General features: G+C 46.2%; 17 protein-coding genes. 11 read left to right on the top strand and 6 right to left on the bottom strand.

The annotated features are described in order from the left end of the window. Positions 1-4: 4 nt before the first annotated feature. The 4 genes from NBZ79_RS04980 to add are packed head-to-tail and all read left to right on the top strand — an operon-like array spanning position 5 to position 5,915. Positions 5-2,389 (top strand): aldehyde dehydrogenase family protein, encoded by a 2,385-nt coding sequence (locus NBZ79_RS04980; protein WP_251936009.1) that lies wholly within the window; start codon positions 5-7, stop codon positions 2,387-2,389. A 12-nt stretch (positions 2,390-2,401) separates the two neighbouring features. Continuing rightward, positions 2,402-3,745: a thymidine phosphorylase gene (gene deoA / locus NBZ79_RS04975; RefSeq protein WP_251936008.1), complete on the top strand. Its 1,344-nt coding sequence runs from the start codon at positions 2,402-2,404 to the stop codon at positions 3,743-3,745. Beyond that, positions 3,742-4,950 (top strand): phosphopentomutase, encoded by a 1,209-nt coding sequence (locus NBZ79_RS04970; protein ID WP_251936006.1) that lies wholly within the window; start codon positions 3,742-3,744, stop codon positions 4,948-4,950. Before deoA ends, NBZ79_RS04970 begins: the two co-directional genes overlap by 4 nt. Next, a complete protein-coding gene (gene add / locus NBZ79_RS04965; protein WP_251936005.1) occupies positions 4,950-5,915 on the top strand; it encodes an adenosine deaminase in 966 nt (321 codons plus the stop codon). The genes NBZ79_RS04970 and add overlap by 1 nt, the downstream gene beginning before the upstream one ends. A 9-nt stretch (positions 5,916-5,924) precedes the next feature. Here the strand turns inward: add and NBZ79_RS04960 are convergent, their stop codons facing one another. The 3 genes from NBZ79_RS04960 to NBZ79_RS04950 form a co-directional block, all read right to left on the bottom strand. Then, a complete protein-coding gene (locus tag NBZ79_RS04960) occupies positions 5,925-6,539 on the bottom strand; it encodes an OmpH/Skp family outer membrane protein (protein ID WP_251936004.1) in 615 nt (204 codons plus the stop codon). Positions 6,540-6,697: 158 nt separating this feature from the next. After that, positions 6,698-7,606: a glutathione S-transferase family protein gene (locus tag NBZ79_RS04955; RefSeq protein ID WP_251936003.1), complete on the bottom strand. Its 909-nt coding sequence runs from the start codon at positions 7,604-7,606 to the stop codon at positions 6,698-6,700. A 39-nt stretch (positions 7,607-7,645) separates the two neighbouring features. Then, positions 7,646-8,215, bottom strand: a complete 570-nt coding sequence (locus NBZ79_RS04950) for a nitroreductase family protein (RefSeq protein ID WP_251936002.1) — start codon at positions 8,213-8,215, stop codon at positions 7,646-7,648. Between the two features lie 323 nt (positions 8,216-8,538). Here NBZ79_RS04950 and NBZ79_RS04945 point away from each other — a divergent pair, with 323 nt between their 5' ends. Next, positions 8,539-9,363, top strand: coding sequence for a universal stress protein (locus tag NBZ79_RS04945; RefSeq protein WP_251936001.1), 825 nt, complete (start codon positions 8,539-8,541; stop codon positions 9,361-9,363). Positions 9,364-9,386: 23 nt separating this feature from the next. Here the strand turns inward: NBZ79_RS04945 and NBZ79_RS04940 are convergent, their stop codons facing one another. Continuing rightward, positions 9,387-9,944 (bottom strand): pseudouridine synthase, encoded by a 558-nt coding sequence (locus NBZ79_RS04940; RefSeq protein WP_251936000.1) that lies wholly within the window; start codon positions 9,942-9,944, stop codon positions 9,387-9,389. Positions 9,945-10,210: 266 nt separating this feature from the next. On the opposite strand from NBZ79_RS04940, the gene NBZ79_RS04935 reads away from it, so the two are divergent. Then, positions 10,211-11,233 carry a DNA-binding response regulator gene (locus tag NBZ79_RS04935; protein ID WP_251935999.1) on the top strand — a complete coding sequence of 341 codons (1,023 nt, stop codon included), beginning with the start codon at positions 10,211-10,213 and terminating at the stop codon, positions 11,231-11,233. 9 nt (positions 11,234-11,242) lie between these two features. Here NBZ79_RS04935 and NBZ79_RS04930 read toward each other — a convergent pair whose 3' ends face one another. Continuing rightward, complete coding sequence (locus NBZ79_RS04930) at positions 11,243-13,360, bottom strand: HD-GYP domain-containing protein (protein WP_251935997.1); 2,118 nt, start codon at positions 13,358-13,360, stop codon at positions 11,243-11,245. A 214-nt stretch (positions 13,361-13,574) separates the two neighbouring features. Here NBZ79_RS04930 and NBZ79_RS04925 point away from each other — a divergent pair, with 214 nt between their 5' ends. Continuing rightward, positions 13,575-14,222, top strand: coding sequence for a transglutaminase-like cysteine peptidase (locus tag NBZ79_RS04925; RefSeq protein ID WP_251935996.1), 648 nt, complete (start codon positions 13,575-13,577; stop codon positions 14,220-14,222). 50 nt (positions 14,223-14,272) lie between these two features. Here NBZ79_RS04925 and NBZ79_RS04920 read toward each other — a convergent pair whose 3' ends face one another. After that, positions 14,273-15,616 (bottom strand): TolC family outer membrane protein, encoded by a 1,344-nt coding sequence (locus NBZ79_RS04920; RefSeq protein ID WP_251935994.1) that lies wholly within the window; start codon positions 15,614-15,616, stop codon positions 14,273-14,275. A 701-nt stretch (positions 15,617-16,317) separates the two neighbouring features. Here NBZ79_RS04920 and NBZ79_RS04915 point away from each other — a divergent pair. The 4 genes from NBZ79_RS04915 to NBZ79_RS04900 are packed head-to-tail and all read left to right on the top strand — an operon-like array spanning position 16,318 to position 22,787. Beyond that, positions 16,318-18,699, top strand: a complete 2,382-nt coding sequence (locus tag NBZ79_RS04915) for a type I secretion system permease/ATPase (RefSeq protein ID WP_251935993.1) — start codon at positions 16,318-16,320, stop codon at positions 18,697-18,699. After that, positions 18,699-20,027, top strand: coding sequence for an HlyD family type I secretion periplasmic adaptor subunit (locus tag NBZ79_RS04910; RefSeq protein WP_251935992.1), 1,329 nt, complete (start codon positions 18,699-18,701; stop codon positions 20,025-20,027). The genes NBZ79_RS04915 and NBZ79_RS04910 overlap by 1 nt, the downstream gene beginning before the upstream one ends. Next, positions 20,027-20,737 carry a transglutaminase-like cysteine peptidase gene (locus NBZ79_RS04905; protein ID WP_251935991.1) on the top strand — a complete coding sequence of 237 codons (711 nt, stop codon included), beginning with the start codon at positions 20,027-20,029 and terminating at the stop codon, positions 20,735-20,737. The genes NBZ79_RS04910 and NBZ79_RS04905 overlap by 1 nt, the downstream gene beginning before the upstream one ends. Further along, positions 20,730-22,787 (top strand): HD domain-containing phosphohydrolase, encoded by a 2,058-nt coding sequence (locus tag NBZ79_RS04900; RefSeq protein ID WP_251935990.1) that lies wholly within the window; start codon positions 20,730-20,732, stop codon positions 22,785-22,787. Before NBZ79_RS04905 ends, NBZ79_RS04900 begins: the two co-directional genes overlap by 8 nt. Positions 22,788-22,797 lie beyond the last annotated feature (10 nt).

Raw genomic sequence — 22,797 nt, 5'->3', positions numbered from 1 at the left:
TGTTATGAGCATTGCAGAAATATTTGACACCATGGATTACGGTCAAGCGCCTGAATCCCGGGAGCTTGCAGTTAAGTGGCTGTCCGATCATCAGGGGAAATTTGACCTTTTCATAAATGGAGCTTGGGCGAAACCAGGCTCAAAGAAATGGTTCAATAGCGTAAACCCCGCGACAGCGCAGTCATTGGGAAAAATTGCCGCAGCAAATGGAGAAGATGTCGGCAAGGCCGTGAAAGCAGCCCGCAAAGCCCAAAAAAGCTGGCAATCAATAGGCGGTCATGCGCGCGCTCGGCATTTATATGCGCTTGCACGTGCGGTCCAGAGAAATGCCCGTTTACTGGCAGTTTTGGAGAGCTTGGACAACGGAAAACCCGTCCGGGAAACCCGTGATATCGATATTCCTCTCGTCGCACGCCATTTTTATCATCATGCCGGGTGGGCGCAGCTGCAAGATCAGGAATTTCCAGAATTTGAGCCCATGGGTGTGATAGGCCAGATCATACCCTGGAATTTCCCATTGCTGATGCTCGCCTGGAAAATCGCACCTGCTATCGCCGCCGGAAATACAGTGGTTCTAAAGCCGGCAGAATATACTTCCCTCACCGCTTTATGCTTCGCAGAAATCTGCAAAGATGCCGGATTGCCGGATGGCGTCGTTAATATCGTCACTGGTGATGGCAAAACCGGAGAGCATCTTGTGACACATCCGGATGTCAATAAAATTGCCTTTACTGGCTCAACAGAAGTCGGTCGTCGCATTAGAAATGCCACGGCAGGAAGTGGAAAACACCTCACTCTAGAACTTGGGGGTAAGTCCCCATTTATTGTTTTTGAAGACGCTGATTTGGATAGCGCCGTGGAAGGCGTTGTCGACGCAATATGGTTCAATCAGGGGCAGGTTTGCTGCGCCGGTTCACGCTTGCTTTTGCAAGAGGGTATCGCCGACAAAATGGTTGTAAAGTTAAAAGAGCGTATGAAAACATTACGCATCGGCGATCCGCTCGACAAGTCAATCGATATGGGAGCGATTGTTGCCCCTGTTCAAGTTAAGACCATAGAAAAACTGGTGGAAACAGGTCAAAAAGAAGGTGCCAAAATGTGGCAACCGGATATTGACGTACCAGAAACCGGATCTTTCTATCCCCCGACCCTTTTTACGGAGGTGCAGCCTGCGGCGACAATTGCCCAGGAAGAAATTTTTGGCCCTGTCATCGTGACAATGACCTTCAGAACTCCTGATGAAGCGGTTCAAATTGCCAATAACACCCGGTATGGTTTGGCAGCTTCAGTCTGGAGTGAAAATATTAATCTTGCCCTCGACATCGCGCCTAAGCTGGATTGCGGTGTTGTTTGGATTAATTCAACCAACCAGTTTGACGCAGCCTGCGGATTTGGCGGAAACCGGGAATCCGGCTATGGCCGTGAAGGCGGACATGAGGGCATGCTTGAGGTTTTAAAGCCAAAAACACACCTGAAACCAGTTCAGAACAAGAGGAAATCTCAGCGAAAAGCGACTCAATCTGGGAGCCCCTCTACCTTGCCTTCACTAGATAGAACCGCAAAACTATACATTGGCGGCAAGCAAGCTCGACCCGATTCAGGCTACAGCTTGCCGGTACTGTCTGCTTCAGGCCAAAAAATAGGGGAAATTGGTCATGGCAATCGGAAGGATATCCGCAATGCTGTTGAGGCTGCGCGCAAGGAAAGCGCATGGACAAAAATCAACAGTCACGGGCGGGCGCAAATTCTTTACTATTTAGCCGAGAATCTTGATGCGAGACGCCAAGAGTTTGCAGAGCGCCTTCAGACAACTACGGGCGTCAGCTCAACGCTTTCCATTGATGAAGTGAACGCCAGTATAAACCGACTTTTTTCCTATGCAGCCTGGGCTGATAAATATGAAAGCACTGTGCATTCACCTCCTTTACGCGGTGTCACATTGGCGATGAAGGAGCCCATTGGAACCATTGGCATTATCTGCCCGGATGAAAATCCTTTGTTAAGCCTCATTTCACTCGCCGGCCCTGCCCTGGCCATGGGCAATCGGATTGTCCTGATCCCGTCGGAGAACCACCCGCTCTGCGCAACAGATCTCTATCAGGTTCTGGATACCTCAGATTTTCCGGCCGGTGCCTTTAATATTGTGACCGGATACCACGAGGAGCTCGCGCAAACACTTGCGGAGCATGATGACGTGAAATCGGTCTGGTACTTTGGCTCGAAAGAAGGAAGTGCAGCGGTCGAAGCTGCTTCTGTCGGAAATATGAAGCGGACTTGGGTGAACCATGGGCAAGCACGTGATTGGTTTAACTCTGCCCACGCGGAGGGGCGGGAGTTTTTACGCCACGCGACTCAAATCAAAAATATTTGGATCCCTTACGGCGAGTGAGGCGTAGAAATTATGAGCCAGCCACAACATTTTATTCCCCAGGAAATTATCCGAAAAAAGCGCGATGGCGGCAAGCTGAGTGAAGCTGAAATCCAGTTTTTTGTTGACGGCATAACAGATCATTCTATTTCAGAAGGACAAATAGCCGCCTTTGCCATGGCCGTCTTTTTCCAAGGGATGTCCATGCAGGAGCGGATCTTCCTGACGCGGGCAAAAACCCATTCAGGACATGTTATGGACTGGTCGAAAGCGGGACTGGGTCGTCCTGTAGTCGATAAGCATTCCACAGGTGGTGTCGGCGATAAAGTCAGCTTAATGCTTGCTCCGATAATAGCAGCCTGCGGCGGCGCCGTACCCATGATTTCCGGGCGTGGCCTGGGTCATACAGGGGGCACCCTCGATAAACTGGATAGTGTACCGGGTTATAATACTTCACCCAGCCCTGAGCTCCTGATGCAAACCATCAAGGATGTTGGATGTGCTATTATTGGTCAAACCGAAGATCTGGCTCCGGCAGACAAGAGGTTTTACGCAACACGGGATGTAACAGCCACCGTTGAATCGATACCGCTAATCACGGCTTCAATTTTATCCAAGAAACTTTCGGCAGGTCTCGATGCACTGGTGATGGACGTCAAGTTCGGTTCCGGCGCCTTCAAGGACAACTATGATGAAGCAATGGAATTAGCTCGCAGCATCGTCACTGTCGCGAATGGATATGGTATGCCTACAACTGCCCTCCTCACTGATATGAATGAAGTTCTGGGGAAAACAGCGGGAAACGCGATCGAAGTAAGAGAGACAATCGATTTCCTGACGGGCAGAAACGTGGACGCCAGATTGTCGGAAATTGTAATTGCCTTATGTGCGGAGATGCTTGTTCTTACAGGCCTTGCGGATGAAGTCTCCGCCCCTCATGCAGTAACCGGTGCTCTTTCCAGTGGCACCGCCGCCGCTAAATTTGCGGAAATGATTACAGCGCTTGGAGGGCCCCCGGATCTCATGGCCAATGTGGATCAATATCTTCCTCTTGCTCCAATCCGGCGGCAAGTCATTGCTCCCAAGCGAGGTTATTTGGCAAAAATGAATGTCCGCGAATTCGGTGTCGCCGTAATTGATTTGGGGGGCGGCCGACTTCGTGCCTCTGATGAAATTGATCATAGTGTTGGTCTTGGTGACATTGCCGGCCTCGGTGCAAAACTTGGCCCAAGAAATCCGGTCGCAACAATCTACGCCAAGAATAATTCCGATGCAGATAAGGCGGAAAACCGTATTCTGTCTGCGATTACGATCTCAGACGAAGCCGTCACCGTTTCTCCTGTTATCCGGGCTCGGCTGACGAAGGAGGATTTATGACACGCGCAATAATCATTGTCCTGGACAGTTTTGGGCTGGGTGCCGCGCGGGATGCTGACCTTTTTGGGGACATGGGCGCTGATACTTTCGGCCATATCATAGACGCGGCAGATAAAAATCAAGCCGATGCAGACTATCGAGAAGGTCCACTCAAGCTTCCGAACCTCCAAAACCTGGGTCTCTTTGCCGCCCATGATGCTTATCATGGGAATCAACAAACAAACCGTGATTTCAGTGGCCTATATGGTGTAGCCAACGAAAAAAGTAAGGGCAAGGATACGCCCTCGGGACACTGGGAAATGGCAGGCGTACCTGTTCTTTTTGACTGGGGATATTTCCCCAAGACCGTTCCTTGCTTTCCGGAAAACTTGACGCGATCTTTGATCGAACAGGGAAACATTCCAGGTGTGCTTGGCGACTGTCATGCCTCGGGAACGGAAATAATTGAGCGCCTTGGTGCTGACCACCTAACAAGTGGTAAGCCCATTGTCTATACATCGGCTGACAGCGTTTTTCAGATTGCAGCCCATGAAGATAGCTTTGGCTTACAGCGACTATATGATTTATGTGAATTGGCTCGAAATCTCGTGGATGATTTCGAGATTGGACGTGTAATCGCCCGCCCTTTTACAGGGGAGCCCGGTACTTTTACACGAACAGCAAATCGTCGTGACCTGGCGGTCCCTCCTCCGGAACCGACCTTACTTGATCGCTTGACATCCAATAACCGGCAGGTAATTTCAATTGGCAAGATCGGAGATATCTTTGCTCACCAGGGTACAGGTGAAATTGTTAAAGCGGCAGGTAATATGGCGCTGGTGGATGCAACCTTGGATGCTCTCGACCGGGCAGAGGACGGAAGTCTGATTTTCACCAATCTTGTCGATTTTGATCAATCTTTCGGACATCGTAGAGATGTGCCCGGATACGCGCATGCACTGGAGGAATTTGATGCCCGGCTGCCGGAAATAGAAGGAAAACTACGAGCGGGTGATCTGGTCGTGCTCACTGCCGATCATGGATGTGATCCGACATGGCCGGGGTCAGATCATACCCGTGAGGTGGTTCCCATAATTGCATTCGGTCCGAATGTCATTGGCCACTCCATCGGAGAGCGCAACACTTTTGCCGATATCGGTCAAAGCATCGCCCAACACCTGGCCATACCTCCATTATCGAATGGCACATCCTTTCTGGAGAAATAATGGTCAAAAAAGCAGAATTACATGTTCATTTGGAAGGGACAGCAACACCTGCGCTTGTAAAAAAGCTGGCAGCAAAAAATGGCACATTACTGGATCCGACAACTTTCAAGTCCGATGGGGAGTTTGCCTGGACAACATTTTGGGAGTTTCTGGACTGCTATGATAAAGCTGCAGCCGCGATCAAATCCAAAGACGATTATCGTCTGATTACATATGACTATCTTGCACGATGTGCCCGCGAAGACGTTATTTATGTCGAGATGTTTTCATCCCCTGATCATGCGGCGCAAGCCGGTATGAGTTATGCGGATCATCTGGAAGGAATTGCCGCAGGCATTGAAGACGCTTATCGGGAGTTCGGAATTATTGGCCGTATCATTGTGACGTGTGTCCGGCATCTCGGTCCGGAAAAAGCCTTGAAAGTGGCAACGGAATTTGTCAATAATCCCCACCCTTTCGTCGTTGGTTTTGGTATGGGCGGTGATGAAGCTCAATTTCACCCCAGAGATTTTGCCCCGGCTTTTAATCTTGCGTATCGTGCGGGATATCAAACAACAAACCATGCTGGCGAATTCGGCGGACCAGAAAGCATTCGAGCTTCATTGGATTATTTGCCAACTTCACGGATCGGACATGGGGTACGCGCAATAGAAGATAGCGAGCTTCTCGAAGAAATTGCAGATAAGCAAATACCGCTGGAATTGTGTCCAGGAAGTAATGTTTCAACCGGACTTTTTAAAAGCCGACAATCGCATCCCTTTGGAGAAATGATGAAAGCCGGTTGTGTCGTCACTTTAAGCTCAGACGATCCACCCTTCTTTGCGACTTCAGTCGGATACGAATATGAACAAGCCGCAAAGAACTATGGCCTCGACACAGGAGATCTAGAAGGAATTACGCGAAGCGCGATACGGGCAGCATTTTGCGATGACACCTTAAAAGAAAAGTTATTGGAGTTGATTTAACGCTCACCTTCAATTTTTCTTTTTTTCCGCCGCGGGTGGATTTTCATCAATGGTTATTTTTATATTTTTCGGATTTGATTTATTAAAGCGTTCAAGTACCTCTTCGGTGATATCCATCTGATTGTCAAAAAAGACGGTTTTCGCTCGGTCAATTCCAACATTTACACCTTTTTCCTTACTAACAGCTGCAGCCTGAACAATAATCAATTCACGTAAATGTAGACGTACGCGCTGAATGACCTGATTGAACTTTCCACGCAGAATCTGAGATTCACGCTGCAGGTTTTGATGCGTGATATTCAGTTTTTCCAGCTTCTTTTTATACGCGTCCGGCGAAATAATCGCCCGCTGCTTATCAAGCTGCTCTTTTTCTTTTTTTAAATCCGCACTTCGCTTCTTTAGATCCTCATCAACTGTTTTGAGTTTTTCTTCGATTTCCGCCTCCGCGGCTTTTGTCGGCTTGGAATGTTTTAAGATATAACTGATGTCGACGACTGCAATTATCGCCTCCGGCAATTTCGTTTCCGCCAATGCAGCAGAAAAACCTGCCCTCTCTATTTGATAGGAAATAACAATAGCGAAGGCGCAAAAGCCAAGGATCGCATTTCGAAATATATTAACCAAAATTCGTTCCCTCATCGAAGGTAAGTTACGGAATATCATTCTTGTACCGGCAATCAAACTAGCAAATAGGTATCTATTTTAACAGCTATTTCAATAGTGGCTTCAAAGTTCACCATACAGGCAGAGGGGGAGGAAACCTCCACCGTAGCACCCAACGGCTAACTTAGTATGAACCCGGCGCGCGGAAAATGAATAATTACCTCTCCAACTATGTCATTCGTATGACGGATTGCAACTTCCTGTGTCGTCAACGTCACCAAGTTTCCAGTGACAGGTATGCGTCCTGAATCATTCGGTGTTATTGTCACTTGTTCGCCTTCGCCTAGTCCTTCGGTGCTTTGGATTTCTCCGACAAATGCTGAAACATCCTGCTTTTTAGCAATTTGCAATGCTTCCTTTGACGTCATATCCGACTGACGTCCATGGCCGAAATCAGCAACTCGGGCCATCCAGGCGCTCAAATTCGGAAATTGTGCGATTATTGCTTTTGCATCTGGAACACGGCCCGCAAACCAGAGATTAAAGTACATATTGAAATCAACCAGGCTCGCTACGTCCCCAAGGAAGTAAGTGCGCTCGTCCGCAAGGCCCTGCTCAGCCCAATCCAACATGGAAGAGAATTGTTGAAAGGAGAAAGGCAAACCGGCCTTCATTCGCTCGATGTTTATATTTCCACCAGAAAGTTCAGCCCGATCTTTAATGAACTCATCGGGTAACTGATCTCCGAAACTGCCAAAAACGATTGCAACACAAACACTAAATAACGCCTTGTCAGTAAAAAAGCTGGTTCCCCAACCTAGAAAATCGCTTCCGTCAGGAAAAAGGCTGGGTGTTGGCTTCCGTGCTTCAATTTCTCTAATGATGATTTGAGTGTCACAATAGATATGAGCACCAATCTGCAGGACGGGCGTTTTACGATAGCCGCCAGTAAGCGGCATGACGTCAGGTTTTGGCATCATCCTCGGGATTTGCACAGACTTCCATTCAATGTCTTTATAGCCAAAAATGGATCGAATTTTTTCGGCAAACGGGGAGGGTTCATAATGATGAAAAATTAATTCAGACAACAGATTTTTCCTTTTTGATTATAGAACGCCCCACGCGTATTAGTTCCTATCTTTTCCAGTCCAGAATTCCAAATACTCGTCAATGGGTTCGTTAGGAAGGATGGGTTTTTTGCTGGCGGTCCCCAAATACAGGAACCCAACAATTTGATCGTTACCAGTCGCGCCTAATGCTTCTCGGACATGTTCATCAAAACACGGTGCCCCGCTACGCCAGATACCGGCATACCCCAGCGCATGAGCCGCTATCATTATATTTTGGGCAGCAGCACCAGCGGACAAGACCTGCTCAACATTGGGAACTTTTGGGTGTTCTTCAACTTTCGCGATGACGACTATTATTAATGGCGCTCGTAATGGTTTTCCGCGTGTCTTCTCCAGCATGGCGTCACTTGCTTTCGGGTCACGGATCCTCAATGCTTCAACCATGACATCGCCCAGCGCTTTTCGGGCGTCATTTTCAATAATTAGAAACTTCCATGGGCGCAATCGACAGTGATCCGGCGCACGCGTTGCAGCTTGTAGCAAAATTTGGATCTCATCAGGGGAGGGTGCCGGAATATCCAGCATGGCAGACGATTTCCGGGATAATAAAGCATCTATTGCCTCCATTTCCTTAAGCTCCTCTCACATCCCTCATATACTTCAATAATAAACCGAGCTGTACATATCAGAGTTTTGATCTCCCTTGTAAAAATATTTGTGGCGTCAGGCTATAAAAGGGACAAAACAGGCACGAAGCCAACCAAGTATGCAAAATTAAACAGAAACAACTATCAAGTTGTCAACTTACGCTGCAATTCTTATGTTTAAGGCATCGGGGAATTTATGATGATACTAGCCAGAAACTGTTATCAGTTGTCTCAAATCAATTTTCGTCGATATAGAATCCGGTAAAGTGACAAAAGAAAAACAAGCAAATTTAGGAAGAACCCATGTCGATCAAAACCATTCTGCTCCATCTGAACAATGATCCGCAATTGGAATCTCGGATTGAAACTGCTCTTAATCTGGCGGCACTTCATGGCGCCCATATCAAAGCACTATATACGATCGCACAAGTTACTGTGCCAACATCATTCATGGGATATGTTCCCCCGGAATTTATCGAGCAATCGAAAGTAACTGAGGAAGCACAAGCTGCTGAAGCCAAGGCAAAGCTTGAAAAATTATCAAGCACGGCTGGACAGGAAGTTGAGGTTGTTGTTGAAGAAGGGTATGCCCCGGATTTGATAAACGAACATGCTGTCGCCGTGGATTTGGTCATTGTTGGGCAAGGAGATCCTGATGCCGATAATAACATGCAAAGCCAGTACATCGCCGACGAGCTCGTAGTAAGCTCTCCCCGCCCCGTCCTCGTAATCCCTTATGCTGGTGAATACGCTAAATTTGGAAAGCATGTGTTGGTGGCGTGGAACAACTCTCGTGAGGCTTCGCGTGCCCTGCATGAATCACTTCCATTTTTAACGAATGCCGACAAAGTCACACTTCTCAGCGTAAATGCCGACGAAGATGAAAGCTATGAAACAGACCATGTCCTTGCGCATCTAAAGCGACATGGTATTGAGGCTACTTTCAAGGCTGGTGTCTGGCCTGATATTAAAGTCGGTGATGCACTCTTGGATGCCCTGGTTGATTATAGTGCCGATATGCTTGTAATGGGCGCCTACGGACATAGTCGCCTTCGCGAAATGATATTGGGTGGCGCAACCGAGAATACGTTAGCACATATGACAGCACCGGTTCTATTTGCTCATTAGGAATTCAGTTTTTTTGCCAGCCTTTAAGGAGTAATGGCAGCTTTTTCAGTAGCTTGCCATTTACCTTGCGGGAGATTTCTCAAGCGAAATTTTCCAACCCTTTGCCTGATGAGACGCAGCGTCGGTAGTCCAACAGCAGCTGTCATACGCCGGACTTGTCTGTTTTTTCCTTCGGTGAGTGTAATTTCTATCCAGCTCGTTGGTATGTTTTTTCGTACTCTAATAGGTGGAACACGAGGGGCTAGCTCCGGCTGGGGCACCAATCGGGTAACATGACAAGGTTTGGTTTTGTAGTTTCGTATTAAGACGCCCTTTGCCAATTGGGCCAATGTTTGGTCATCAGGAATACCCTCAACCTGCACCCAGTAAACCCTCTCATGCGCATTGTCCGGATCAAGCAATTTCTTGATAAAGCGCCCATCATCGCTCAGGATCAATAGCCCTTCGCTATCTTTGTCGAGCCGTCCCGCAGCATAAACGTTTTTAGGCAGGCCGAATTCCGCCAGCGTTTTTTGCCCTGCTTCACCCGTAAATTGACTGAGGACACCGTAAGGCTTATGAAAAGCGATATAATTTGACATTTGTTTCTTAATAACCAGTTTTAGAGTATTCAAATAGATATGATTGCGAAAGAATGCATGTAATCAAATCATCATACAAAGTCAGGCTATTTTTTACCTCAGGGAATTTAATTCTGACATATTTCTCTATTACAGAAAAGTTTAAGGGGTTCACGATAATTTAGCTCTCAAGTTATCGAAATTTTAGGTAATTCACGTCATGCTGTTATGCGATTTGAAATAGCGGCATTATCGCTATTGAAAAAAATCTAGGATATGCGGTTTAAATGGTCGAGAAATCTAATGCTATTGTCCGATTTATCGGAAAACGAGAGGAAGATGCGCAGCAGCTAAGCTGGCTCCTCTCCAATACTGCGCCTATGCATTTTTCGCTTGAGCACATTCATGACTTACAAGAATTTATGGATAAAGGTACCAGCCGGGACGGAGACGTCATACTTTTGGATGTAACTCAGGACGCGGAATGTCAATTTGAGATGATGACGGCACTTCATCAGAAAATTTCCAATTCGCCAATAGTCGTGCTTACCGGAGACAATGAGGAAATCGGCCGCGAAGCAATCCGGCGGGGCGCTCAAGACTACTTGGTCAAAGCTCAGCTAACAACAGACACCATGTCTCGCAGCCTTCTCAACGCAGTCCAGAGGCACGAAATTCATCAACGGGACTCGCAATCAGCTCCGTTGCTTGATTCCGCAACTGCTGTTCTCAACCGTTTACCCATGGGAATAATTTTAGTTACGGCAGATTCAAAAATTCTCTTTTTTAACGGCAAGGCTAAATCTTATCTGGAGAAATCCGATGGTCTTGTTGTCGGGCCGGATCGCATTTGTCGTGCCACGCTTCCTGGAGAAAATAAAGCACTGTCAAAATTGCTCTCAGAAACCCTGTCGCCCTCTTCTGAAAATAAATCGGAAGCTGAATTCGCTATTTCATTAACCCGCATGGAAAATGATTCACCTCTGAATATCATGGTCGCGCCTATTGGAACAGGCGTCGCTGGAAAAGGAGCTGTCCTATTCGTTTCTGACCCAGCTGAGCCGGTTGAGCTTTCCGTGGAATCCATTTGCGGGCTCTATGGCCTTACCCCGGCAGAGGGCCGTTTAGCTTTGGGGCTTACCAATGGCCACACGCTGGATGATTTAGCAGAAAAGTGGGGCGTCAGTATGCATACAGTCAGATCCCAACTGCGGCAGGTCTTTCGGAAAACAGATACCAGCCGTCAGAGCGAAGTTGTAAAACTTATACTCACCGGCCCGGCGGCATTGCAGGCTTCCTCTCTCCTCTAAGTCGCCATCCTACTTTTTATCTTCAGCAGTATTCGGTTTCTGGGAGAAATATTGCCATTCTTCACGACCACCGCGGTTCTCGAGAAAATTTATCAAGGCACTGACTGTTTTCCGATCAAACCGAATATCCGCGTCCTCCAACAAATGCCGGACAGCAGCACTGAAGCCCAGAGCATTTCTATACGCCCTCGGGCTCACCATTCCAACAAACGCATTTGCAACAGCGATAATCCGAGCGGCTTCACCAATTTCCTCTCCCTGCAGACCTCTCGGCTGGCCAGAGCCATCCCAATTCTCTTGAAGCTGGCGTAACGTCGCGGCGACTGGCAAATCGAAGTCAACTTCTTCCAGTAAATCTGCACTCGCAACAAGACTATTGCGAATTGTATCCATTTCCTTATTCGACAGGTTTTTCGTTTTTGTTAATAGATCCGGCGGAACAAGTATCTTTCCGATATTCATAAGATTGCCAGCAATATCAACGGTACGGATTGTTTCCTCGGAAGTCTTCATTTCACCGGCGATCGCAACGGCTACTTTAGCCACACGACGTGACTGGTCCGCCGAAAAAGGATCTCGACGGTCAACAAATGCAACTAACGTTGAAACGAGACTGCGCAACACGGCTTCGCGTCTTTCCCTCTCCTTCACAACATCTGTGATATCTTGAAAGACAGTCAATACCTCTTTGCTAGCCCGCGCCGACCGTAAGGGAATAAAATCTGACTTTATGATCTGATTTGCGTCACCTTCGGAAAGATGTGTAATCATAGACCGCGGCTGAAAGTCGCCACGGACTAAATCAGTCATTTCGATGATTTCCTTCGCATGAACAGGTCCCAGAACACTAGCAACCTTTTTACCAAGCATTTCTTCTTGAGATAATTCAGCGTCATCCGCAGCCACGCGATTGGCAAATGTATATTTATCTTCCGCATCAAATACGGCAATGGTTGTAGGTTGCTGGTCAGTTACGATCTTGAGAAATTCACTTCTTTCCTTTAAATGCTCTGCTGCACCCTTGTATCTGGAAGCAAGCTCCGATGCTCGAATTGACGTTCCGTGACGCCATACAGCAATCACGGTAACTGCAACGCCAACAATGAGTAGGATAAATATCCCAAGCATTGTGGATAGTCTTTCTTCCGTTTCCGCCAATGCCTCTTGTACTGCAACAGTTCTTACGAGAAACCAAGGCGCGCCCGATAAAGCACGTCCTGTAACCAGCACATTATTTCCCAAATAATCGTTGGCGGCAGCAAAATCACCTGGATGGTCAACAGCAAACGCGGCTGCCAGTGTGTCCTTAAGGCTCAGTTTTCTCTCCAAAGCTCTTGTTCCATCCGCCAATGGAGAAATATACTGAACCAAATTGCCCTCGCGCCGAACCAGATAAGTCTCTGCGGTTTGCATTATGTCTCCGGGCTGAAACAACAACGGGTATAGCGACGAGCTGACGGTACGAACGCCCACGACAAAGCCAATTACTTCCTGACTAGATTCCTCTCCCTGCACAGAAAACACAGGCCATACATAGCCCATAGTCGGATCCCCGCCAATTCCTTGGTACATTTCAATGAGCGCCGGCTGGCCACTGCCCGCCTGCGCCATGGCAGCCCGTATATTCGGGTTAAGCGGCGGCATATTTCCACTGGAAACCAATAGACTGCCGGTTTTATCTGTAAGCGCGATACCTGCCCGGCCTGGACGGGTTACGTTGGCTCTTATCTCTGGTTCCTCCGGCTCCCAAAAGCCACTGATGACGGCCTGGTTATTCAATAAATTAATGAGATATCCAGCTTCAGGAACATCTGAAATAGCATTCCCATTCTCGTTTGTTTCGATCACCAACTGTGTCAAGTAAACCTGCAAAGAAGCATTATTTGCCAACGTACCGATCGCTTGTTTCTGTTCACGGAGCCATTCCTCAACACTCGCTGCCCGACTCTCTGCGACAATGCCCAATCTAATCTCCCAATTCTGAAGATCACGATCTCGTTGTTCATCTATAAACCTGAAAGTGCCCCAAATTCCGGCGACGACAACCGCTAAAAGCAAGACAATACCAATTGCGACAGATGTATATGCCTTGTTTTTTCCGTTACTTTCGTCGTCGAATTCTGACATTCCAGACCTCTATTATGATACTAACGCAAGTAGAATGCCGCTAAACCCTTTAAGATAGGTAAATTTTTATGTAGTTTTAGGCAATCCGCAACACTCAATTTGCGCCTTAATTCATACAAATTTTAGTGTTTATTAAGAGTTTATTGTCCATACTATAAAAACTTATATGCCCGCATATTGCGCGCGCTACATTGAAAGACCAAGTTCAAAAGTAATGACCGGAATATTATTAAAATTTAGAGTGTCCATTTTGGCACTTGTTCTTGGTAGTGCCTTGCTTGTTAGCCCGCTTGCAACGAATGCGGAAGCGGTTGGACTGTTTGGTTATCGAGCAACACCCTATGACGGCTTAAAACCTTTTCCCAAATGGCGGCAGGTTCTCAAAACCTACAAAGAAGAGCCTGGAGACTGCCAGTCAGGAAAGTACAATAGATGTGCGCATCAAAAATGGCTGGCATTGATTGAAGATTGGAGAGAGCTGCCAAAGCAGGAGCAGCTTAATCGTGTTAATCAACATATGAACCTATTTCGGTATATTTTGGATCCAGTGAATTGGGGGGTTCGCGACTACTGGGAGATACCGAAGGAGTTTTTTGCCCGATTTGGCGATTGTGAAGACTATGCCATAGTAAAATATTTCACACTGCGAGCATTGGGGTGGTCCGCAGAAGATATGAAAATCGTCGTTTTGCAGGACATGAACCTTGGTATTGCCCATGCCATACTCGTTGTGGAATTTGATGGAAAAAATCTTGTACTAGACAATCAAATTGGGCAAGTTGTAGACGCCAAACGGATCAAGCATTATCGTCCAATTTATTCTGTAAATGAAATTGGATGGTGGCGTCACAAAGAACCATAATCAATAAAACACTATGATACATGGCCAAAAACCATTTGGATTTAAGTGGCCTAGCCCTTACTTCCCGGCAAAGCCTCTTCCGGTAATATAACACCCAATGTTGTATTCAAACGCCCCATTGTCGCCAGCAGTCGATATTTGGAAAAGAGTACCGAGTATTCCACTGTTACCAATGAAGTCCGAGAGTTGAACAATTCGTTATCTGCATCGAGCAAATCAAGCAAATCCCGTTGTCCAATCTGGAATTCCTGAGCGTACGTAGAGGCGACCTGACCATTCGCCACAACCTCTTCAGACAACACGACAGCGCGTGCCTGTGATCGCGCCATAGTACTCCAGCTTCTACGAACCTCTTCTTCAACTAGACGGTCAAATCTTAATTTTCGCTGTTCAGACTCGGATTTTCTAGCAATTGCTTCTTTTTCCCGGCCAATATCAATACCGCCGCGGTAAAGGTTATAGTTCAGGCGCACCATCGCAGAAAAATCGTCATTATGACCGTCAATCCCGTCTATGTTGTTATCTGCCGATCCACCGACCTCAAGATTAACTGTGGGATAGAAATTTGAATTGGCTGCATCGATCTCTGCTTGAGAAGTTTTGACGTCAGATTCCGCAAACTTAATATCTGGATTTGTATCAAGGGCGATGGCAACAATATCATCTATATTTTCGGGCAATGTACCATCACTAAACTCCGGCAATTCCAGGTTTATCGGATTAACACCAACAACCCGCAAATAGGTAATCTCGGAGTCATCGAGTGCACGTAAGGTTTCCACCAATGTATCCTGAGCGGCAGCCAAACGAGCTTTAGCCTGTTGATCATCTCCAATTCCGCTTTGCCCCGCTGCCACTCGATCTTGAATTTCGGCGAGAGTTTGACGATGTTTTTCAACATTTTCCGTTGCCAGCTTTACTATTTCGAGACTACGCAAAGTGTCCAAATAAGAACGAATAGCGTCGAGGGCAATTGCCTCAGCGCGTTCCTTTACCCGATAGGCTGCGCTATCAACGCGGTTTTCCTGCCGGTCAACTTCGGCCGCTCGAAACCCGCCATCAAGTAACGTTTGCGATAAAATGAGACTGGATTCTGTTCTTATCAGCTCTTCATTATCAATTGTAACAGTGTCAGTCCATTCCCAACCAGCGCCCGCGGCTAAATCCAGTGACGGAAGATAAAGACCTTCAGCCTGGCGTAATTCCTGATCAACAGCGCGGCGGTTCGCCGAAGCTTCCGCGATTTCCGGGTAGGTGGAGACTGTCATTTGCACAGCTTCTTTAAGCGTCTCAGACTGCGCTGTGCCAGTAATCAGTAAGCTCCCAAATACGGCTGTCAGAACACTAGCGGAAATTACACGCCTCGTCCTTGTTGCCCTACTTTTGAACGTCATTCCCCTCTCCCAATCATCAAACATTTTTTTTGTTTATAGAAACCGACGGCAATTATCAATAATTCTTCCAGATCCGACCTGTACAATCTGAAATAAAATTTCAATTTTCCTAAATCTATTACAATTTTGCGGCAAGACAAGCCGACAATCAACCGTATACGTACAAGTCGTTTATTTAAAAACCCCCCTTAAAGCCAGCTGTGGCGGAAATAACACAATAATAAAGGCTGAACTTCTGCATTTTTAATACCATAACAATCACACCTCATCGGAGCTGTGCCCATAATTGAGGTTGGAAGGCTAGTTTCAATCGAAAGAATCAGTTATGGTTAATTTTTACTGAAAATTTAACGAAAACACTTCACCTTTTATCGAACGGGTAGCTAATTAAGTAAACGCCTAACATTATGTTCTTTAACTGTAAAATGCTCTTATTAAACGTAAAGGAAGATGTCAAAAAGAAACAAAAAATTAACCGGTTTTTCACTAATCTAGTGTTGAATTAGTTAATGAAAATTGTGACATTTTTAGCAGACTTGAAAAGTGGGGCGAACTTCCGTTCTTCCCGATGCCATCAAATGGCCCGATTGTCGACCTAATTAAGCACAGAACATTGACATGCGGTGGAACTGGAAAATTGGTGTTAATTCTCTTGGTTTCTGTGGCAATAAAAGCGAATAGCCTGAATTGGAACGATGGGCATGACGGACAACAAGGATAGCTCTGTGACAGATGAAACCAAAACTGGCCACATGGGCATAAAAACTGCTCAAGAACTGTTTGCGCCTAGAGACGGAGAGCAAAAACACGTCGACCCAGCTACCCTTTCAGCGAATGCAGATAATCTTCCAAATTCAGAAGAAAAAATCAATGGAAATGAGACGAAAGAAAATTGGAAAATTAACCTATCGGAGGTCAGCCGAGCAGATCAGGATGCGTTACTTGGCTGTCTTACCACTCTTACAAAAATATTTGACAGCCCACGCACCGCAGATTCATTGATTTATGGGCTTCCGCTCGAAGACAGCAAACTAACACCTCAACTTTTTGTCCGCGCGGCACAACGTGCTGGTATCAGCGCACGAATATCCAATCGGCAGCTTGCAAAAATCCCTGACGTTGTCTTGCCGTCTGTTGTTTTGTTAACAGACCGTCGCGCCTGCATACTGCTGTCGCGCAAAGAAGGCCTTGCCGAAGTAATTTTTTCAGATACTGGCGAAGGAAGCCAATCCATTCCTTTGGAAGATCTGGAAGCCATGTATGCAGGGTATGCCATTCTAGTCAGGCCCGCCTTCAAATATCGGGTGGATAAAGATGAAAGTCTTACACCAAGGAAAGGATCTTGGTTCTGGGGGACTATGTGGCAATTTTGGCCAACCTATCTTCAAGTTATTATTGCCGCTTTTTTGATCAATAGTTTTGCTATTGCAAGCCCCCTATTTATCATGAATGTATATGATCGAGTAGTTCCTAATAAAGCCATTGAAACGCTCTGGGTGCTAGCTATCGGTGTGATCATCGTTATTGCATTTGACCTGCTCTTAAAATCATTGCGCAGTTATTTTGTCGATAATGCGGGAAAACGTGCTGATGTTTTACTTTCGAGCCGAATTTTTGAACAGGTTCTCAATATTCAAGTTAAAGCCCGACCAGCGTCCGCCGGAGCCTTTGCTAATCACTTGCGAGAATTTGAAACCCTGCGGGATTTTTTTACGTCAGTAACAGTGACAGCACTTGTTGATCTTCCTTTTCTCGGCATCTTTCTCTTTATTATTTACCTCATTGGAGGGTCGGTCGTCATTATTCCGGCAATGGCGATTCCGGTAGTTCTACTCATTGGTCTTTTTTTACAATGGCCGATGCGGCATGCCGTATCCAAATCCGCAGAAGAGGCCTCCATGAAACATGGAGTGATCATTGAAACCATCTCTGCACTGGATACAGTAAAGAGTATGGGCGTCGAAGGTCACATGCAAAAGGAATGGGAACGGTTTGTTGGTAAGACTGCACAAACGAGTGTTGCAGCTCGTTTCTTCGCTGGTTTGGGCATAAATCTTTCTGCAGCCGCTATGCAGCTAGTTACAGTAGGTGTCGTGGTTTACGGTGTAATATTGATGAGTGAACCGAATTCAGCGATGACCGTCGGAGCATTGATTGCCTGTACTATCCTGACCGGTCGAACAATGGCTCCTCTGGGCCAGATTGCTGGTTTGCTTACGAGGCTAAATCAAGCAGTTGTCGCCCTAAAAGGTTTGAACACCATTATGGCCCTCCCGGTTGAGAGAGCTGCAGAAAAACGACATCTTAGCCGCCCCAATATCCAAGGCGACATCGAGTTTCAAAATGTTACTTTCAAATATCCGGATACAGACCTTCCCGCGTTAAGCGACATCTCGTTCAAGATTAAAGCTGGAGAAAAGGTGGGGATTATTGGCCCTGTTGGCTCCGGCAAAACCACAATTTCTCGACTGTTGATCAATCTCTATGAACCAGATGAAGGGGCCGTTTTAATTGATGGCACGGATATTCGCCAGATTGATCCGTCAGATATTCGACGGAGTATCGGCACCGTCATGCAGGACATTACCTTGTTCCAGGCGACTGTTCGGCAAAACATTACCATGGGGCATCCTCAAGCCGACGACGACATGATTTTAAAAGCTTCTCAACTTGCCGGAGTACATGATTTTGTTAGCCGGCATCCGCATGGATATGACCTGCATGTGGGAGAAAAAGGTGCAACCTTGTCAGGAGGCCAAAGGCAAAGTATTGGCCTTGCGCGGGCATTGCTGCCAAATCCGCCCATACTTATGCTAGATGAACCAACAAGTGCAATGGACTTGAACTCAGAACGGCGTTTTATCAATCGCCTGGAAGGCTTTGTTGCAGATAAAACACTCCTGCTGGTAACCCATCGGACATCCCTTTTTTCTCTCGTTGACAGAATTATCGTGTTGGGGAACGGAAAGATCGCCGCAGACGGTCCGCGAGACGAAATATTGAAAATTGGACAGCAAACCAAACACAAGGCGCAAACGGTTAAGGCGACGACAGTGCAGGTATCAGGAAAGAAGGATATCTAATGTCAGATAAATTGAAATGGAATGATTCAGACTTTGCGTCAGATGTGGTTGCTGCGAAAATACAAGGACCGAACCCTCGATCCTTTCTTCTGCTATTCGGTATCGTTGCCTTTTTTGTCGCCGCTTATGTTTGGGCCGACCGGGCTGTCCTTGACGAAGTAACCCGTGGAGATGGCAAGGTAATCCCTTCCAGTAAAGTCCAGGTTATCCAAAATCTTGAAGGCGGCATCCTGGAGGAACTGTTAGTTAGTGAAGGTGATATTGTCGAAAAGGGGCAAATACTGCTGCGAATAGATGATACAGGATATTCATCACGTGCTGGCGAAATTGAATCCAATTATCTGAATTTAATGGGCAAGATTGCACGTCTTGAGGCGGAAGCATCTGGATCAGGAATTACCTTCCCTCCCGAACTTCTCGCAGAGCGACAAGACATTTCCATCAGCGAGCAAGATCTCTTCAATGCTCGCCAGTCAGAACTTCAATCGCAAATTTCCATTCTGCGGCAACAGGCCCAGCAACGCAGTCAGGAAATTCAAGAAATTAATGGTCGCCTCAAGCAATTGCGCACCACCCTTGCGCTCGCGAACGAAGAAAAATCAATCACGGAACCACTTGTAAAAAAAGGTATTGTGCCAAAAGTGCAGTTTTTGCAATTGAAGCGAGAAATAAATGAGCTTCAGGGTCAAATTTCGGCATCAAACCTAGCATTGCCGAGAGTTGACGGCGCTCTTAAAGAAGCCAATCAGCGCATAGAAGAAAAGATCCTTACCTTTCGAAGCAAGGCCTCTCAAGAGCTTGGAGTCGTAAGAGCAGAATATGAAGCTGCACGTCAGGCCATATTAGGTGTTGCAGATCGGGTCGCCAGAACAGATGTCCGATCTCCAGTAAATGGCGAGGTCAAAGAACTTAAAATTCAAACAATCGGCGGCGTTGTGAGGCCCGGCCAAGACATTGTCGAGATTGTCCCTATTGATGACTCATTATTGGTAGAAGCCCGCATTCGACCTTCTGACATTGCCTTTCTAAGGCCTGGCCAAGAAGCGACCGTAAAAATCACAGCTTATGACTTTTCAATTTATGGAGGCCTGCCTGCAAAGCTCGAACGTATCAGCGCCGACACAATTGTCGACGAACAAACCGGAGAGAGTTTTTATCAAATTATTGTACGGACTGATCAGAATTATCTCCAACGCGGGGAAAACACTTATCCAATAATTCCAGGTATGGTTGCTTCAGTTGATACATTAACCGGCCATAAAACCGTTTTGGACTATATCTTGAAACCAATCCTGAAAACCCGAGACTCGGCCTTAAGAGAACGCTAATGCGCAGCTTTTCCAGATTTTCCTGTTTATCTATAGTAACTTTGTCAGCGACACTATCGCTTGCCCCAATGAAATCGGCATATGCCGACGTTAATGTAGATGGGTTATTCGGAACTGTCGAAATTGCCTCGGATAACCTAAGCGCACTGCCTCAGTGGAAACGAGTTATCGAAAGCTTTGAAGAAGTTGCCATCGAAGCGAAAAAATGCGATCTCAAGATTGAGGACTGCTATTCTCAACAAATGACACTTTGGCGTGCGAAAATCAACGAATTACGGACGTCGGATAAACGTGTCCAAATTCAGCAAATTAATCGATTTTTGAATAGTTGGCGGAAACGCACTGATACGGAAAATTATGCAGTGAGTGACTATTGGGCGACACCTCTTGAATTTATGGAAAATGGGGGCGATTCAGAAGATTTCGCCATCATGAAATATATCAGTCTTAAAGAGTTAGGCGTGCCGCCATCAGACATGCGAATTGTCGTAACGAATGATGTTTTGCGCAATAATGTACACACTGTTCTGAGTGTTAAAACAGGCGGAAAAATATACATTCTTGACGATCTCAATGACAGTATATTAAGCGAGAGCTTCACTCCATATTATCTACCGCTCTATTCGGTGAACGAACAGAACAGGTGGGCTCATATACCAAAAGCGGTCTCAGTCGAGCAGGCTTCACAAGGAACAACGCAAAATGACTGACACTGTTACAAAACTTGAATTGAATAGTTTTCTGCCAAGTGAAGCTCCAGAGAGTGGGCAACATATGAATAGCAATCCATGGAAAATTGGTGGAATCCTGTTGGCTGTTCTTCTTATTCTTTCTTATTTTGCCGCCGATTACGCCATTGAGATCCGAAAAAAGGAACTCATATCAGAATTGCAAAACAGGATGGAAATTACAACAGCCGGTGAAGCAAAAGTCATTGAAACATGGCTCAATGTGGCTTCAGAACAAGCAGGTAGAATTGTCAACAATGAGCTTTTTCAATTGTTTGCAACGGAAATTAATTTAACTAAAGGCCAGGATCTTCCTGCACCTTTGAAGAGTCAACTTCCCTATATGCAGGGTGCAATAACTTCCTTTGTCCAACAAAACTCCCTTTTGGGCGCTTATATGATTGGACAGGACGGGAGAGCATATTTGGCGTCAGGTGGTGCTCCGTCGCTAATAGATACACAACGAAAAATAGCTGTTCAGCAATATGCCAAGAATGATGTGACAATTACGCCTTTCAGGTCGACAGATCACGGATTAGTCTTTGACCTGCTCATACCCATTAAGGCCGCCCAATCAAATGATCTGGCAACTGAGGCAAATATTGTCGGAGTGCTGCTTTTGACCATTACAGCGTCTGAACAGTTGGTTGGGTCTTTGGACCCCTCACCTTTTTCGTTGGAGCCCGTGAAGGTAAGATTATTCCAGTTCGAAGAAGGCGAATATATAGAACTATTCCCATCGAAAGCTCCCTTCGTTTCACCCGAAGCTGATCAAAATCTTTCCTCCGAAATGGTACCTTTTAAATCCTGGGCGGCAAAAAATGGTGATACAATCTATTCCGCAAGCCACGCAGTCAATGGCACCTCTCTTTTCGTTGTCGAACAGGTGGCAGGCAAGGATGCTCTGTCGAGCCTAAAAACCTATTCCCTGTTTATAATAGGCTTGGCACTCAGCTTTATTATTGTGATTATCAGTCTGTGTTTAGCACTATGGTTGATTTTGAGAAATCAAAGCGCTACAGCGCTGGCGACACAATACAAAGACTTTGCCACTCAGATTAATGTGCAGCGGCGTCTTTTGGGTAGTATCAATAATACGATTGACGAACATATCAGCCTTTCAGATCCCGAAGGACAGTATATCTACGCCAATCCGTCTTTTGCACGCCTTGTCGATACTCCTATCAGGGCAATACCGGGGAAAACGGATCGACTGTTATTTGGTGAAAAAGTTGCACGGGAGATGGCTGAATATGACAGAAAAGCGATTGCAACAGAGCAAACAATAAACGCATTTATCGACATAGAAACAATGCAGGGTGTGCGGACTATTCGAATAGCTAAATCCCGCTTTCTCAACGATGACGGCAATTTTATAGGCATCGTAACAGTGGGTAGCGACGTTACAGAATATGTTGAATTTCAGCGACGCAAAGAAGAGATGGATAAAAAAGCCATTACGGTTCTGGTTCGTATGCTTGAAGCAAATGATCCTTATCTAGCAGATCACTCTAACCGTATGGGACATCTGGCCGAGCATATTGCAGAACAACTCGATCTTCCTGTAGAAACACGACGTATTATCGAAACAAGCGCACATTTGTCTCAGATTGGAAAAATCTCGATTCCCAGAAGCATTCGGGAAAAGGAGCGCCGTTTAAATGCTCAAGAACAAAACATTATGCAGGAACATGTGTTGGTTGCTGAAAAACTGTTACAAGAAGCAGAAATCGAAACACCAATTTTGGAAGCTGTTACACAACTTTATGAGCGCCTAGACGGCTCCGGATATCCTAACGGATTAGCGGATGACGAAATCGGAATTTCCGCTCGTATCCTGGGTATGGCAGACATTTTGGTAGCCCGCATATCACCGCGAGGTTATCGCGAAACCATTGGAATTGATGAGGCGTTACGCGTCTTTAGAAATAACCCGGAAAAATACGATCAAAGAATTGTTGCAGCAATGACAGATTTTTTCGAATCCAAAGCCGGTGCTGAATTCAGGGCAATGATGTCTGTTCAATCATAAAAACAGAAGT

Origin of the sequence: Sneathiella marina (assembly GCF_023746535.1) — a bacterium.
GTDB classification, from domain to species: Bacteria; Pseudomonadota; Alphaproteobacteria; order Sneathiellales; family Sneathiellaceae; genus Sneathiella; species Sneathiella marina.
Note: the sequence above shows the minus strand (reverse complement) of the source record. Positions and strands in the feature narration are given on the sequence as shown.